The sequence below is a fragment of the Limosilactobacillus secundus genome, assembly GCF_020784695.1.
Taxonomy (GTDB): domain Bacteria; phylum Bacillota; class Bacilli; order Lactobacillales; family Lactobacillaceae; genus Limosilactobacillus; species Limosilactobacillus reuteri_F.
Genome location: NZ_JAJGUA010000038.1, coordinates 56670 through 75843, shown reverse-complemented (window position 1 = coordinate 75843; position 19174 = coordinate 56670). Strand labels below are relative to the sequence as shown.

At 40.6% G+C, this 19174-nt stretch carries 2 protein-coding genes; both read right to left on the bottom strand.

Going from position 1 to position 19174, the window contains the following annotated elements:
- On the bottom strand, nucleotides 1-3628 hold a 3628-nt coding region (locus LMB57_RS06965), incomplete at its 3' end, for a mucin-binding protein (protein WP_229278151.1).
- A 510-nt stretch (nucleotides 3629-4138) separates the two neighbouring features.
- Nucleotides 4139-19021 (bottom strand): mucin-binding protein, encoded by a 14883-nt coding sequence (locus LMB57_RS06955; protein ID WP_267493661.1) that lies wholly within the window; start codon nucleotides 19019-19021, stop codon nucleotides 4139-4141.
- Nucleotides 19022-19174 lie beyond the last annotated feature (153 nt).

Genomic DNA, 19174 nt, shown 5'->3' with positions numbered 1-19174 from the left:
TGTTATCTTGGTCAACATAATTAACAACAGCTGTTTGATCATTAACGATTGGGTTGTATGGCACTGGTGTATCCTTACCAGGATCCGTTGGTGTTACCGTTGGAACACTTGGAGTGTAGCCAGGAATTGTTGGTACTGGTTCGTCCGGCGTTACCTTTGATGGATCAGTTGGATCGGTTGGGTAATCTGGGGTTGGTGCGTTTGGAATTGGGTTGCCTGTTGGATCAACTGGGATGATCTTACCAACCTTCTTGTAAACGACTTCTGTCACAACATTTGGATTGTCAGTGGTTGCCGTCAATCCACCGGCAGTTGTAACTTCAGCAACATAACCATCAATTACTGGAACATTAATTGTGCCAAACTTGTGACTAGTTTCATTCCATGCACCTTCAGTAATTACATCACCGGTTACCGCATCAACAACATCAGCCGTCCGAGTAAATTCACTGGTTTGCACATTATTTTCATGAAGCGTGTTGCCATTTTCATCAACAAACTTAATTGTCTGTGAAGCTGGAATGTTTTGCGGATTTTGCTCGATTGTTCCGTTATCTTCATAACTAACAGTAACGGTATAACTCACATCTCCATGGTTTAAAGCCACACTCTTGACATTATTGCCATCAGCATCTCGACTAACGGAAACCACATGCATCCGGTCAACGCTTGGTGATTCAACACCTTTAACATCTTGAGCTGGTGTCCAAGTCAATTTACCGGGCCCTGTAATCTTCTTCCCATCTTCAACGGTTACCAATTTGCCAGTAACCTTATCAACTGTACCTTGAGCAGTAAATTTAACCGTTTGATCAATTGGATCAGCTACTTCTTTACCAGTCTTAGCATTTACATAGTTGATTGTCCGCGTAACTTCTTTTTGTAAGTCAGTCTTGTTGTAACCAGCCCCTGGATGTTCTGGATTGACCGGTTCAGTACCATGCTTCATCACAATAACAAAGTGCTGATCGTTATTGCCGTCGTTATCAAAAGTCTGATCGACATTAAAGTCTGAACTAACATATTCATAGCCAAGACTTTCAAGCGCATTGATTGAATCACCATAACCAGTAAAGCCAATCTTGGCATTTTCAATTCCATCAGCGTTGAACTTAGTCGTGATGCCCGCAACAATAATTTGTTGATTATTGTTATCCTGATCCACGATTGTTAAGTCCGCCTTTTGAATCTGGTTGTAGGTAACTGGAGTATCCTTACCAGGGTCAGTTGGGGTCACTGTTGGTTGACTTGGAACCCATCCCGGAATATCCGGAACTGGTTCATCTGGCGTTACTGCTGTAGGGTCGGTTGGATCAGTCGGATATTGTGGGGTTGGGACATTTGGAATTGGCTTGCCGCTTGGGTCAACCGGAATAATCTTACCATTTGGAGCATAAGTAATAGTTGTTTCAATGTCCTCCTGCATAACAGCCGTTGCAGGAACAGTTACCCGATCGGCATGGAAACCATCGATTACCGGAGTAGCCACTTGATCATATTCCGTCTTTTGACCAGGAACAATTGACCAGTCTGTATCGTATTCACCACCCGCAACAATTTCATGGGTGACGGTATCAATTGTAACTGTTCGACTCCACTGTGAAGTTTGAACATTATCGGTTGGTGTCTTATCACCTGCGCCAACGTAATGAACAGTCGCCTTAACATCTTTAAGGTAATTGGATGGATCAACATTTTCGTCTGGATGATCAGGGTTTACTGGTTGTTGACCATGCTTAAAGTGCACTTCAAAGATATTGGCTCCATCAGCATATTTAGCACCCGCGGTAAAGCCGTCTGAAACTAATTCGTAACCTTGACCCTCAAAATTAGAGATCGAATCCTTAGTTGAGTAGTCAATTGGGTCGCCAACCCATCCCTTAAGATCATCAGCCTTAAGTTGAGTATTCGTCGTATCATCAATGTATTTAACCTGAGCAGTGGCATCCTTAGCGTACTCATAAGTGACAACATAGCTATATGGAGTAAATTGACCGTGATCTGCTCCATAGGTTGTCCGTAAAGTGTAACCATCAAAGTTCTTAGGTGTCGCATGCCACTCACCAGCAGAATACCAATGATTTGTTGCATTAAGTCCATCATTAGTTTGGTCCGGATTATTTTTATTGAAGGCAATCACTTGATCATCAGCAAGCTTGTTACCCTGCTCGTCAATAAATTTAACGGTCACTGGCTTATTTGGAATTAAGTTAATTGAAGTTGCTGCCTCGTTCCAGTTGTAGTAGTCAGTATTCTTGTGGTAATTAAAGGTTCCCATGTAGGTGTAACCTTGATTTCCATATTTTTCAACAAGCTTAGCAATTTTAGCCTCAATATCACCATTATCATGTTCATAAGTTAATCCCTTAACTCCTGAAACATTAAACACATCGGCAGGATCAATCGTATCCCATGCTGGTCCAAAATATTCGCCATATTGGGCACCCGATCCTTTTTGACTGTCCTTAGGGTTAGGATTATCCATAATCTTCTTATACTTGAAAGTATGAACTTGATAATTTAGATTTCCTTTGGATTGAACATTGTTATAAGTATCAATAAAGGTTGCTTGATCATTTAACTGATACCCAGGAATATCAATGGCTTGAAGAAGAAATTTCGATGGGCCAATATCCTTATTATCGCCATGATTATAAGCGTAACTAGCTGTAGTGGAAGTATTTGCACCAACAGATGAAGTTGCAAGCACTTCTCCTGTATCTTCATCGATATAGCGAACTAAGATTGGAGAAATACGGGCATATTGAAGGGTAATATCAACATCTTTATCTTTAATCCGAGCCATATTACCATCCATCGTAAAGTTTTCACCAAGAACTTCAGGATTTAATAGCTTGTAACCCGTTGGTGCCATCCCAAACGAATATAGGCTAGTACCTGTCTTACCTTCTCCATTAAAAACACCATTTTTAAAATTGTAGTTAAAAATATACGATGGTGTAACTGGAGCAGCACCAGTTGTTACATCAACAGCCTTAACGGTTATTTTATAAGTCTGATTAACATTTTCATTGGCCGTTGAAGTCGTAGCAGCTTTTTGCGCAGTCACCCCTTGAACGCCAATTGCATGTTCAGCTGATGGGGTCGTTGTAGGGATAAATGTTTCAGTCTTTGGTACTTGAGTGACATTTGCATCACTATTACTTTGTGCTGCACTGCTTGTATTGTTGATCGCAACAGCTGCTGATTGCTGATTAGCATCACTAGCAGAAGTGTTATTAACAATTGCAGATGTTGCACTACTCATTGCCGCAGAGGCAGCGCTATTAACAGCAGCTTCATAATCCTTAGCGACTGATGTATCAATATTACCAGCGGGATTTACAACAGCAGCCGAAGCATTTTGCGTAGCATTAGCAGCAGTTGCCTGTTTCATCGTTGCAGTACTTGCAGAAGAAACAACAAGGTTATGATCAGTTTGTTCTGCACCCGCACTTCCAGAATTAGGTGTTGAAGTTGCATCATTCGTATCAGCAGAGGCAGTACCAGCAAAAGTAACTCCTAACAATACAGAAGCAACCCCAATGCTTAGCTTTTTAATCGCGAACCGTTGCTTAGTAGGTTCATTTTTCTTAATTTGTTCTTGAAGGTTTTTATGAGATAGCATTTTTCTATATCCCCCTTAATCAATGGATAAGTTAAATTATTAGTTGTCTAAGCATGCATCGCAACTTATTTTTACCTTTTAAATATAAAACTCATTTTTCAAATTACAACTCAATTATCGAAAATTAAGTTATCATCTGTTAATAATTTTAACGTTTAAATACTGATAGCTCAATAATTAACCTTAAATTCTTTTATACTAAATTAATGAAAATAAATTCATTCAACATGAAAACTATTTCATATCTGGCATTACTTAATGTACTCCATCTCTATCTTTTAACCATTTTTTCTAACGTTATCCAATAATTTTTTAATTTCCAACACTTCTATCGCAAGATAATTCTTTTAGCTAATGATAAACTTTTTTACGATTATATACAAAAAAGCCCTACAGTTAAAAAACTGTAGAGCTTCTTTTATTAATGCAGCAAGTTGCTTGCGCCTCACATAGTTGTTAAGTCATAGCAATTAACTCAACTTGTTGCATTATTACTGTCTGAACATATTTTTAGTCTTCTTTGCGACGTTTCTTTCCTAATCCAACAAGACCAGTTAAACCAAGCGCAGCAAGTCCTAGAATTTCAGCACTATTAGCATCCGCATTACCAGTTTGTGGCAACTTCTTGGCCTCAGCCTTAGTAGTTGCAACTGGTTGCTGAGCATTAGTTTGCTTAGCAGCAGTTGGTTGTGGGACTGCAGGATTTACAGAACCATTATTAGCTGGACTTTCTGGCACTTGTGATGTTGGTGTTACTTCATCATTACCTTCTTCACCGCCGTTATCAACCGGAGTTTCTGGAGTTACTGGGGTTTCATTACTTGGCGTATCATCTCCAGGAGTTGTTGGAGTAGTAGTTGGCGTTTCTGGAGTAACAGGTGTATTTCTACGATCATATACCACTGGTGTATCAGTACCAGGATCAACTGGCGTTACCGTCTCACGTTCTGGAGTATATCCAGGAACAGTTGGCACTGGTTCGTTTGGTACGACCTTAGTAGGATCTGTTGGATCTGTTGGGTAAACTGGTTGGTCAGCACCTGGAATTGGTGTGCCATTCTTATCAACCGGGATAATATGACCATTCGGGGCGTAAGTAACAGTTTCGACAACATCCTTGTCCGGATCCGCTTGTGGAGCATTAACGACTGCCTTATCTGCATGGAAGCCATCAACAACCGGGGTATTTGCACCGGTGTAACGACCATCAGTTGTCCATGGCGTCGTGCTAATTACCTTTCCAGTGACACTATCTACTATAACTTCACGATGCCATTGAATTGTCTCAACACGATCAGCAGGAGTCTTATCTCCGGCACCAACGTAGTGAACAGTAAAGGTTGTTGTCTTTTGAGTAGCGTAGCCTTCTTCTCCACTATCATGTGGATTTTCTGGAGTAACAATTGTTTCAGCATGTTTCAAATGAACAACGAAACTGTTTTCACCATTTGTAAAGGTTTCATTACCATCTTTAAAGTTATTAGATACTAATTCGTAACCTTGACCTTCTAGCTCACTAATCTTATCTGCGGTAGTGTAAGTGATCTTATCACCAATCTTACCACTAAAGTCATCAGTAGAGATTGTTTGACCAGTTGTATCGTCAACATATGTTACCTTACCTTGAACTGTAACTGGGGTAACTGGAGTATCAGGTGTGTAAACTACCGGTGTATCCTCTCCAGGATTATTTGGTGTTACAGTTGGTACTTCTGGAGTGAATCCAGGAATACTTGGAACTGGTTCATCTGGTGTAACCTTGGCTGGATCGCTTGGATCAGTTGGGTATTGTGGAGTTGGGGCATCTGGAATTGGTTTTCCTGATGGATCAACTGGCACAATCTTACCGTTTGGCGTGTAGGTAACAACAACTGTGTAATCACTGTCGCCATGGTTAACTGTAACCTTAGCAACATTGTTACCATCGCCATCACGACTAACACTTGTTACATGGTATCCATCAATTACTGGGGTATTTTGACCGCTCAAGTCACCATTTCCATTCCAAGTAATTGGTGTTACCCATTTACCAGTAACGTTATCAATCACTCCAGTACCAGTAAAGTGTGCAGTTTGTTCAACTGAGTCATGAAGTTTATTACCGTTATTATCAACGTAAGTGATTGTCCGTGTTACATCCTTCGTTACTTGGTCAGAACCAGCTGGGTATTGTGGACCAGTTGGATCATTAGGGTTAATTGGTTGACCTGGCTTACCTGGGTTTTCAGGTGTAATTGGCGTCGTTGTGTGTTCAACGTAAATTACAATGTTTTGATCACCTTTCGTAATACCAGTTGGAATTGTTACATCTGGATTAACAATCTTGTAACCCTTATTAGTAAGGGAAGTAAACGTACCAGTCTTGTCATAGCTGAATTCAGTACCGACGTTTTGACTACCACTCGTCTTACCGTATTCTGGTAAATCAGTATTATCAGTTACGTCATGAACAGTAATTGTGATTGAACCCTTGTCTTGTGTTGGTGTTGGCTTGGTGTAAGGTACCTTTGTGTCGCCAGTTGGTGTATCAGGCGTTACATTTGGTACATTAGTTGTCCAGCCAGGAACAGTTGGCGTAGGTTCATTTGGCGTTACCTTTGTAGGATCAGTTGGGTCATTGTGATAACTAGGGGTTGGAGCATCTGGAATTGGGTTTCCTGATGGGTCAACTGGAATGATCTTACCAATCTTGTGGTAAACAATGGTAATTTCCTTATCAGCATCCCCTGGAGTTGCCGTTTGCCCTTCATAAGTCTTTTGTTCAGCAACGTAGCCATCAATTACTGGGGCATTGGCATTAGCGTACTTATGACTATCAGCATTCCAAGTGCCAGTCTTGCCAGACTTCGTAAATACGAATGTGTCATTAGTATTATCATCTAATAACTTAGCATTATTGTTATCACCATCAACATAGTGAACAATTTGCTTACCAACAACTGTTTGATCAGCTGGTGTAGGAGTTGGTGTTACTGGGTTCTTAGCGTAGTTAATGGTAATTACAATGTTGCCATTAGTATGGTTGATTGTCTTACCAGCAACTGTACCTGTACTACTGTTAATGTCACCGAGGTCTTCGTTTGAAGCAGCAATGTTAGTAATGTGGTAACCCTCAGTCTGAGGTCCTGCTACTTCATCAAAGGAACCTTCATCAGCGTTGCCATCCTTAACTGTCCAAGTCATACCATTAGCATTGCCAGTGATCTTGCCGTCCTTATCAACAGTTACCCATTGACCAGTAACTTTATCAAGTACTCCATTAGCTACAAAAGTAAGACTCTTTTCAACTGATGGAATATTGAGGCCGTCACCAACGTAATTAATCGTCCGGGTAATGGTCTTAGTTAATTGTTCTGGTTGGGTACCATCTGGATACTTAGGACCATCTGGGTTATCTGGATTAATTGGTGTATTAGGTGTCTTTGGACCTGGTTGATCTGGATTTACCGGAACAGTCTCGTGAACAAGGTCAACTTCGTAAGTAACTGTACCATTCGTGTAAGTTACTGTACCTGTTGGATAACCATCATGTTCAAGTTTGTAACCTTGGTTAGTGTACTTAGTAATCGTATCCTTCGTGCTGTAATTTACATTTGAACCTTCATTACCAGTTGAAGTTGCCGTTTCAAGGGTCTTGCCCGTTGTCTTATCAACATAGTTAACAATTACGGTACCCTTTTGAACTGGCGTAGGTGTTACTGGCTTCTTAGCTAATGTAATTACAACTGTACTGTTTTGACTAGCTGGGGTAATGGTTTCACCAGCTACAACCCCATTATTCATATCAACATTAGCAGTGGTGTTGTTTTCACTTACGCGAACAATATTGTAGTTCGTAGTGTCGATTGACTTAGTTGCATCAAAGTTGTGGTTTTCAGCGTTCCAAGTAATGTGGCCTGCACCAGTAATCTTACCATTTTCAACTGTTACTAATTGACCAGTTACAAGGTCGACCACACCGTTACCAGTAAAGGTAAATGTTTGATGAACCGGTGCCTCTGCTTGACTGCCATCTTCGTAAACGTATGTTACATCACGCGTTACAGTGTTAGTCAATGTTTGTGGAACAAAGTTAGCCGGGATCTTGTGTGGATGTTCTGGATCATTTGGATTTGGAACTTCTTGACCTGGCTTTCCTGGGTTTTCAGGAGTAATTGGCGTAGTTGCGTGAACAAGGTGAACTTCAAAGACGTTGCCATCCTTTGCGAAGGTTTCGTTACCATCATTAAAGTTGTTTGATACTAAGTTGTAGCCTTGACTTACGTAATTAGCAATCTTATCAGCCGTAGTGTAATTAATCTTTTGACCAACATTACCACCAAATGTTGCTGAGGCTAGAACGTTACCAGTTGTGTCATCAATGTAAGTAATTGAACCATTAGCGGCTACTGGAACTTCTGGGTTCTTAGTCAAAGTAATAACAATCGTACTATTTTGACTAGTTGGAGTTACTGTTTCACCAGCAACTGCCGTCCCATCAACCTTAGCAGTAGTTCCATTTTCGCTAACGTTTGATACATAGTAACCATCATGGTTAATTGCAACTACATTAGCAAAGTCTTGTGAGTCATGGTTCCAAGTGATCTTACCACGTTGGTTAAGAATGTTACCATCTTTATCAACTGTGATAAGGTTACCAGTTACTAAGTCAATTGTTCCTTGACCCTTGAAGTTTACAGTTTGTACTGCATCAGCGTGGGCTGAAGTACCATCAGCGTATTGGTATTTAACCGTCCGAGTAATGGTCTTCTCAAGGTCAGTCTTAGCCAAGTTAGGGTTGCTTGGCGTTGGTGTATTTGGCTTAGTTGGATCAACTGGCTTATCTGGGTCAGCCGGATTTTCTGGCGTTACCGGACGAGTACCATGCTTAACATTAATCACTACCCGTTGATTACCATCAGTGTATTCAGTTGGAATAGTTGGCAATTCACCATCAAGCACATAACCCTTGTTTTCAAGAGCTGGCAAGTCCTTAGCATTTGGATTGTAGCTAAAGGCTGTTCCTTGATCTTCCTTCGTTTGAGGTTGACCATAACCTGGAATATCAACATTATCCGTTGTGTCATGGTAGATAACTTCAATTGTACCCTGCTTAACAGGTGTTGGCGGCGTTACCTTCTTAGCCAATGTAATTACTACTGAGCTGTTTTGACTAGTTGGCGTAATTGTTTCACTTGCTACCACACCATTAGTACGATCAACGTTCGCAGTAGTATTTGTCTTACTGATACCAATAACTTGGTAATTAGTGGTATCAATTGACTTAGTGGCATCGAAGTTATGACCGTCAGTATCCCAACTTGTCTTTTCAGCACCAGTTACACGGTCAGTTACTGTCTTACCATTGAAAGTAAAGTTTTGGTTAACCGGCGTATCTGCTTGACTGCCATCTTCGTAAACGTATGTTACATCACGCGTTACGGTCTTAGTAACATCCTTAGTAGTCGTATCGTGAGTTAAGTGAACTTCAAACTTGTTTTCACCATTCGTAAATGATTCATTACCATCCTTGAAGTTATTTGATACTAGCTTGTAGCCTCGGCCTTCGTAATTAGCAATTCGGTCAGCCGTAGTGTAATTAATCTTTTGACCAACACTACCACCGAACGTTGCATTTTCAAGTCGGTTACCAGTTGTGTCATCGATGTAAACAATCGAACCATTAGCCGCTACTGGAACTTCTGGTGTCTTAGCGTAAACAACTTTAATCGTTGAACTTGCAGTATTGTGATTTACAGTTTGTGCAGTAACCGCACCATTGGCATCAACAGTAAATCCTGAAATACCATTGCCGCTCACAGAAATTACGTGGTAACCATCAGCAGTCTTTGCAGCAATTGCATCAAAGGTAGCGTCTGTATCTGGAGTCCAAGTCAATCCATCAGCAAGACCAGTAATCTTACCATTTTCAACATTTACCCACTTACCAGTTACATTATCTAAGTAACCAGAACCTTGGAACTTAGCTTCTTGGTGTTCAGGAGTTAAGCCTGGCATTGCATTACCTTGTTCGTCAACATAAGTTACATCACGTGTAATTGTGCGATCAAGGTATTCCTTAGTGTAACCATCCTTATCATCTGGATGATCTGGGTTTACCGGAGTTACACCATGGACTAAGTTGATTACCCACTTTTGACTGATGCCATCCTTATCATCAGCGTTGTCGTAGTTACCAAAGTTAATTCCAGCGTAGTTAGTAGCGTCTAAGTTAGTACCGTTGTATGAAGCACCATCCCAAACGTAACCCTTGTTCAATAAGTTTTGAACAAATTCTTGAGCACTGCCAAAGCTAATTGCATCGCCTTCAAGACCAGGTTGAGTGTAACTACCTAAGTCTTGTTCTTGACCAGAAGTTGCATCGCGAATGATCAATTGCGCGTTTTGTTGCGTCTTAGCTGGAGTTTCATCTTTAGTTAAGTAGATAGCAAATCGTTGATCACTATTATTTGCAGTTGCAAAGTTACCAAAGTTCAATTCGCTGTATGACTTACCAGCCATTTCTCTATTATTAGTTACATCTTGAGCGTGATCGAATTTGTAACCGTTAGAAATGTAGGCAGCAACAATATCGGAAGCACTGCCGAAGTCAATTGCTGTATCTTTAGCACCAGTAACGCTGGCTGTACCAACTTGCTTACCGTTTGCGTAAATTATCAATCCAGCTTTGTGGTTTTCAACTGGGTTTGCTTTGTAGTAAACAGTTGCTTCTACATTACCATGGTCGTAAGCAACATTTTGGATTTCCTTAATGTCATTACCGTCAACCAATTCACTTGGGGTAGTCTTAGCAGCATCAATTGTGTACCCCGCAATGGTTGGAGATACAACCTTAGCTAATGTTGTTGGATTTGACCAAGCAAAATCACTTAACTTAGCACTACTAATGTCAATTTCATTATCAACATTGTAATCATAAGTAATTTGACCATTTTCGATACTCTTAATCTTGAGCATCTTGCCAGTTACTTTGTCAACGCGACCTTGACCTTTGAAGGTAAGAGTATTGGTGTAGTCTGTGGCAACAGGCTTATTAGTAGCTTCATCAACATAGTGAACTGTTTCAGTAACAGTTTGTGTCAAGTCAGTTCGGCCATAAGCATTTTCTGGATTAATTGGAGCGTAATCATGTTCAAGGTATACATAGAAGTCTTGATCAAATCCTGGTTGATCGTCAAACTTCCATTGACTTGAAATAGTACCGTAGTCAGCACCTTCGCCACCATCAGTTACAACTCCGCTCTTTTCAGTATGCTTGATACTATTAACCTTGTAACCTGCCTTAATTAATGAATCAACCGTAGTGCTTGCACCATTGAAGTTGATTGTAGCATTGTCAGCACCTGAATCAGAGAAAGTACCAATTTCCTTGTTACCATCGTTAATATCAATGATGTGTAACTTAGCATTTTCAGCTTGTGGCTTTTCATCTGGAGCATAAGTTACAGTTACTGTGTAATCAGAACCAGTGTGAGCAATAGTAGTTGAAGCTACATCATTGCCATTTGCATCCCGATCAACACTTACAACATGGTAACCCGGAATCTTAGGCGTCGTTACGCCATTAAATGCTTGATCTGCTGACCAAGTTAATGGTTTTGTCCATTCACCAGTTACCTTATCAAGAACACCCTTTGCAGTGAAGTGTACTGGTTGTTGAACATCATTTGGTGTGTATTCACCAGCACCTGCGTAATGAACAGTCCGCGTAATGTCTTTAGTAAGGTCAGTTTCGCTAGTACCATTTGGATACTTAGGTTGTTCATTTTGTGGACGTGGGTCGTTAGGGTTGATTGGTTGATCTGGAGTACCTGGATTTTCTGGAGTTACTGGAACAGTATCGTGTACCAAGTGAACTTCAAAGCTGTTCTTAGAAGCATCCTTATTAAAGACTTCTTTACCATCAGTGAAGTTGTTAGATACGAGTTTGTAACCCATATTGATGTAACGGTTGATCTTATCTTGCGTAGTGTAATCAATATTGGCATCAACATTACCGTTAAGCGAATCAGTCTTCAAAGTGCTTCCTGTAGTATCGTCAATGTAAGTTACCTTACCAGTTGTGGTATCTGGTGTTGGTGCGGCATCCTTAGCATATTTAACTGTTACAGTGTAGTCTGCGCCAGTGTGGCTTATCTTAGCACTATCAACATTTTGGTTGTCGGTTGTATCCCGATCAACACTTACAACATGATAACCCGGAATCTTAGGTGTAGTTACGCCATTAAATGTCTGATCAGCTGACCAATCCAATGGTTTTGTCCATTCACCAGTTACCTTATCAAGAACACCCTTTGCAGTGAAGTGTACTGGTTGTTGAACATCATTTGGTGTGTATTGATCTGCACCTTCGTAATGAACAGTCCGTGTAATGGTCTTATCAATTGAAGCCTTGTCCGTTCCTGATGGGTACTTAGGACCATCTGGATCGTTAGGATTAATTGGCTTATCTGGCGTACCTGGGTTATCTGGAGTTACTGGAACTGTACCATGCTTTACGTGGATAGTTACAGTAGTTGTCCCCTTAACAATTGATGAAGGAATATTGCCGTCAGTTGATACGTAAACGTAACCCTTGTTTTCAAGGTTAGTTAAATCAGTACTTGGGTTGTAAGTTACTTGAGTACCAACATCTTGTGTACCAGTATCAGTACCTACACCAGTCAAGTCCTTGTTCTCAGTATCATCGTGGAACTTAACGATCAAGTTACCCTTTTCAGCAACTACTGGACTGTACTTAACTACAACATTGATATCTTGACTACTGTGGTTAATGCCAGTGTAGTTCTTAACATTGCCGTTACCATCATCAGCACCATCAGTTACAACTTGGGAAGTGTAGCCATCGATGTGCTTAGTTGGTACTAAGTCAAAGCTGCCACTATCCTTAGTACCATCAACGATTGTCCAAGTAATACCCTTAGCTTGGTCGGCTAATTCATTACCATTAGCGTCAGTCCACTTGCCAGTTACCTTGTCTAAGTAACCTGTACCTTGGAAGTAAAGCGTATCGGTTACTGGGCTTGGCGTTTGATCGCCAGCACCTTCATAAGTTACTGTACGGGTTACTTCTTCAGTTAAGTTTTCCTTAGTAGTACCAGCTGGATACTTAGGGCTTTCTGGGTTTGGATCGTTAGGGTTGATCTTGTCGCCTGGCGTACCTGGTGTTGTTGGCGTTACTGGTTGAATGCCATGCTTAAATGTTACGTAGAAAGTTTGAGTATTGCCCTTCACATTGTCAAAGCTTGGCTTAGTACCATTTGCATCAAAGCCATTTGACACTAATACATAACCTTGTTTTTCGTATTCAGCAATCTTATCGGCAGTACTGTAGTTAATTGCATCCCCTCCTTGACCAGTTAATTGATCACTTTGTCCTAAATCAACAGGATGAGCTGGATCATTTACGTCTTGGTAAACAACTAACGCATTTTGTTGGTCTGAAGTTGGGGCATTCTTAGTGTAAACAACATTTACAACTTGGTTAATGCCACGTTCGGGAGTAGCAAATTTTACAGTCTTAGTCTCTGGAGTGTAACCTGTTACTTCTGGTGAATCAACATCAGTAAATGCGTTCTTGTCAGCCTTCCACTTACCTTCATTTACAATTGCACCAGTTACTTGGTCAACAGTGTTAGTCTGTGTCCAAGTAATAGTTTGAGTTGCACTATCATCTGGAGCCTTTGTCCCATCTGCCATGATGTAGTGAACATGAGCAGTAGTAGTTGCAGTTTCGTTCTTGTTACCAGTTGCATGTTTCAAGTAAATCTTGAAGCTTTGGTTAGATTGAGAATCGTTATCAAAGCTTGGGTAAGTGAAGCCATTTTGGGCATCCCCACTCATACCTTGACCTTCAGATTTTTCAAATGTGTAACCCTGGTTCAAGTAGCTTTGTAGTTGAGTGTTTGAACCATCAAAACTAATTTGCTTTCCTGATTCACCACCAGCTGAGTAAGTAGCTAATACTCGTTGGTTTTGTGGATCATTATCATCAATAATTTGTAAGTCCGCAGCTTGAGCAGAACGGTTATAAACAACAGTTACGCGTTGATTTACATTACGTTCTGGAGCGTTAAACTGAACATTTTCAAGACTTGGGGTGTAACCATCCTTTGAAAGGTCTGGGGATGTTACATCAGTAAATGCGTTCTTGTCAGTCTTCCACTCACCTTCATTTACAACTGCACCAGTTACCTTATCAACTTTATTAGTTCTAGTGTAAGTAATAGTTTGAAGCTCACTATCTTTTGGCGCTTGTACTCCATTATCAGCAACAACATAGTGAACTTGAGCAGTTGCTGTAGCATTCTCAGTCTTGTCTTCAGTATCGTGAATCAAGTAAATCTTGAAGTCTTGAGCAGTGTTACCGTAAGTTGGGTAAGTGTAACCACTTTGAGCATCCCCACTAAGGTTACCAGCAGTCTTTTGAACTTTGTAACCTTGACTTAAGTAGCTTTGAAGGATTTCATTTGAGTTAGCGAAGTTAATTTGATCTTCACTCTTACCTTCATTACTAAATGAAGCCAATTGCTTAGGTGAATTAGCATCATTATTGTCAATAATTTCAAGGGTAGCCTTTTGAGTAACTTCAGGTGTCTTGTTCTTAGTGTAAGTAACTGTTACATCGTTAACCCTTTGTCCTGGGTAAACAGTTACGCCCCCAACAGTTGGAATGTCAACCTTATCATAACCTACTTCACTCGGAGTCTTAGAAGCTACAGAGTCCATGTTTTGGGTTGTTGGTGTCCAAGCACGATCCTTATCAGTAGTAGTTACATTAGTAGTGCCATCAGTACTGTAGCCCAAGATTTGACCAGTTACCTTATCGATCACGGCATCACGTTCAAAGGAAACAGTTTGAGTATAAGTACTCTTGCCGTCTGGAGCCCCATTTACTGGCGTAGTAGTGCCATCTTCATTTACACCAACATAGTTAATATGACGAGTTACTTCGGTAGTCAAAGCTTCCTTCGTCAAACCATCTGGGTAAACTGATGGGGTATTACGTGGATCGTTAGGATTAATGTTGCCACCAGGGTTATGTGGATTCTTTGGTGTAATCACTTCAGTTTGGTGACCGTAGTAAACATTAACCACTGCATCCTTAGTATTTGCATCAACAGTTACTTGATCAGCCTGTGCTAAATCAGGAGTAGTGTAACCTGCGTTTGAAAGATCTGGTGAAGTTACTTGAGTCCAGTCACCAGTGTTCCAACCATCAGCAGTGGCAGCCTTAGTAAAGGTCTTACCATCAGCACTAACAGTACCGTAACCCATGTCTTGACCAGTTGATGATACAACGTGTGTCCGTGATAATGTCACGTTTTGAGTTGTAGGATTACCAGCAATCAAGTTAGTTGGAATCTTTTCACCAGTTACCCGGTCATAGTAGTTAATCGTCCGCGTTACAGTCTTAGTCTCAGTAGTACCAGTGTAAGTTGGTGCATCTGGAGTCTTAGGATTGTAAGTAACGACAGTTGTTGGATTTTGATTTGGATCTGGAGTTGGTGCTGGAACATTAGTTTTGTCTGGAGTGTAGCCATTAAGGTTTGGTGTTGGTACATCCGTGTAGTTATCTGGAGTAGTCCAGTTACCAGTTGGTGTAGTTACACCTGTGACCTTATCCTTAGTTCCTGGTCGAGTCCAAGTAATTGTTTGCGTGCTATCGGATGGTGGGTTAGTCTTACCATCTGACACAACATAGTGAACAGTTGAAGTAGTAGTCTTCTTGTCCGTTACTTTGTCAGTATCGTGAACTAAGTACAACTTAAAGTGTTGGTCACTAGCACTATTGTTATCAAAGTTACTGAAATTGATTTGATCATATGAAGTTGGGTTAGAAGTTTGGTTTTGATCATTTACAAAACTGTCAATCTTGTAACCTTTAGCAATTAAGTCCGCAACATAATTTGCAGAACCACTGAATGAAATTTGTGTACCAGTCTTACCACTATTATTAAAGTTGTTAAGTTCCTTGTTGTTATCAGTCTTGTCGTAAACAACTAAGTCAGCCTTTTGAGCAACTTCTGGATTTGGATTGTAAACCACCGTTACTACTTGATCACGATTTGGTTGTGGGGTAGTAAAGTTAGCAACAGCTTGATCTGGAGTGTAGTTCGTAAGCGTAGGCGAAGTTACACTAGTAAAGCCGTTCTTATCTGGAGTCCAAGTTCCTTCAGTAGTTGCACCAGTAACCTTGTCAGTAGTGTTAGTACGAGTCCAATTAATTGTTTGAACCGGACTATCTGCTGGGGCAGCTGGCTTGTTAGCTTCGTTACCTGCTACAACATAGTGAACGTGAGCGTTAGTAGTAGCCTTTTCAGTCTTAGTATCAGTTCCGTGAACTAAGTAAATATTGAAGCTTTGTACATTATCATCAATACTATCAAAGTTTCCAAAGGTAATGTTTGAGGCGGTCCCAATCGAGTTACCATTGGCATCAGTTGCACTATCAAAGACGTAGCCTGAATTTAAGTAAGCTTGAAGGGTTTGTGGTTCACCGTCAAAGCTGATTGCACTGCCCTTTGTACCATTGTTATTTTCAAAAGCAGACAATTGCTTATTGTTTTCAGTCTTATCGTAAATAGTAACCTTAGCTTTTTGTGGAGTATCTGGTGTCTTAGCATCTGGAGTGTAAACAATCGTTACATCGATATCGCCAGAATCTGGGTTTACCGTAACTGCATTTGCACTCCCGTCCGCGTTAGCATTTACGTTACCGGTAATGTGGTAGCCAGCTACTTGTTGACCAGCAACTTGCGCTAAAGTACCAGTTGCAGGAGTCCAAACAGTATCACCAGTCTTGCCAGTTACCAAGTCCTTAGTAGCAGTTCCAGTAAAGGTTACTTTTTGGTCTGCTTGAGGAGTCAAGTGGCTTTCTGGCGTAGTGCCATCAGTAAAGATGTAGTGGAAACGACGGGTTACATCTTGGTTAGTTGTAACTTGTTGCGTTTGGTGACCGTAGTAAACGTTGTATTCAAGATTTTGAGTATCTGGTGTTACTTTATGGGCTGCTACAACATTTGCACTAGTTCCATCTTGGAATTCAGGAGCAGTGTAATTGTATGCACTAAGATCGCTTGAACGTTTAGGATCGAATTGCGTAGTACCATCCGTAGTATGCCAATCTTGAGTTCTAAATGATTTACCATCGCTGCCAACAGTACCGTAACCGACAACCTTACCATTTTGATCCAATACTTGCGTCCGCGTGAAAGTTACGGAATCAGTAATTGGGTTTTGGGCAATTAAGCTTGAAGGAATCCGTGCACCAGTTACCTTGTCGTAGTAGTTAATAGTACGTTGGATAGTCTTAGATTCTTCAACACCTTGGTGGTAAGTAGTAGTTTGAGCTGGGTTCTTAAAGTGAACAACAAATGCTTGGTTAGTGTTGTCGTCATTGTCGTAAACTGGGAAGCTAACACTAGTGAAACTACCGCTAGCTGAACCATTAGTTACACCAGTACCAGTTGTACCATTGTAAACGTAACCTTGGTTGATTAAGTTAGCAACCGTCGAAGCAGCATTGTTAAAGCTAATTTGACTACCTGCATCGCCACTAGCATCTTGTTGTGGGTTCAAACTGGCACCAGTATCATCGTTAACAAAAGTAATGTTAGCATTTTGAGGATTGCTTACAGCTCTATAAAGAAATACTACATCTTGATTACCTGGCCGACGTCCGTTAAAGAATGCAGATTTATCACCTTGAGCAGTCGCTGCGGCAGCATCTAATTTCGGATCTCCAGTACCAGCAGTATAGACTGATGGCAAACTTTGAGTAGTAATATTACCTGCTTGTACTAATTTAGCATCGATAGCTCCAGGTACTACATCACTAGGTTGGACGTCGTAAGTATTTAAGGTAACTGTTCCGCCATCATCAATTTGTTGACTGATATACAATCTACTTGGACCATAATCCGTAGTACCTATAGCAACATTCCCTTTACGTGAGTCTCCAATCGTTCCTTTAAGCGGAGTATTCAATACATCTCCTACTGTAATCTTTACACCAGCATTAGTAGTTAAAACGGTGTCAAGAACACTCTGACTCAGTTTCGACTCATCATATCCATCTGCAGATCGCTCTATCTTGCTATAAACTTTGTTATTGTACAATACTTTAGCTGGACCACCATCAGTCACATCGTATGTTTGGCCAGGGATTAGTTTCTCCGAAGACTTATGGGCCATTACTTCACCGGTATCAGCATTTACATACCAGATCGTTTGCTGAGCCTTTCCTGGTATCATTCCACCAGCACTATTCCAATTTTGCTGAGCAATTGGTGACTCATTAATCGGATTACCACTTCCATATACAACAGTTAAGTTAGAACCGCCAGAGGTAAACGCACCGGTACTTGGTACGGCTACAGGACTTTTACCATTTCTATCATATAAGTTAATCCGAGTATATCGATAGCTTGTACCGGGAATTTGAGTATTGATCGCACGAGAATACGTATAAGTACCACCCTTATATACATTTCCGTTAGTTTGGGTAATTGTTAGCGGTCCACCCCACGGCTTTGAATATACATCTTTTCCAATCGTAGTCGCTAATTTATTACCCACATAGAAATAAATATTTTCTCCAGGATTATCCTTATCAGTGGCTGCAGTTAGAATCTTACCATTAGTTTTATCACGCCATTGTGTAAAACCGATTTGATTTGATGGCACGTATTGTCCAAAGTAGCTCTCATAATCCTTACCATTAGAAATATTAAAGTTAGGATTATACGAAGCTAAGTCAGTAGGGCCACTATCAGACGGTTGTGCAATAAATGAAGCCCCATATAACCGTGCAAGCTTAGCAGCATTTATTGAAGTAGTATTAAAAGCCTGTGTATCAAAAGTTTGAGTGGTAACAACTGAATTTTCTGAAGTTGCACTTGCAGTCGTTGCTTGTTGACTTGCCACAGTTGAGTTAGCTTGAGTTGTAGCAGAAGCGGATGATACCGCAACATCACTAGCTGAGCTTGCGGCTACAGTAGTGGTACTGGCTACCTTACTGCTCTGGGCCTCCTTAGCCATAGCAGCACTAACTGCAGCCTCATATTCATTTGCGGCTGGCGTTTGCACGTCGCCTGCTGGATTTTGTGAAGTTGCAGTTGCACCGCTTGCTTGATTAGCAACAGTTGCTTCTTTTAATGTTTGATTATTAGCAGAATTTAAAACTAAATTGTGGTCCGTTTGTTCTGAACCATCCCCATTATTAGCATTTGCATCTGCATTAGTATCGGTTGTATCAGCTGATACACCATTTGCAAAAGAAATCCCCAAAAGAACAGAGGCTACACCAACAGATAACTTCTTAATGGTGAACCGTTGTTTTTTAGGTTCATACTTCTTAATTTGTTCCTGATGATTATTCCGTGATAACATCAACTTTTCCCCCTTAATATTTTTTATAACGCCAGCAATAAATATAACAAATGACTGTAACAATTGTTTGCTTACTTTTTCTATATTACTTGTTTTAATTTAAAACACAACTATTCTTTTGTCGATTTTTTAAAACTTAAAATCGGATTTTTC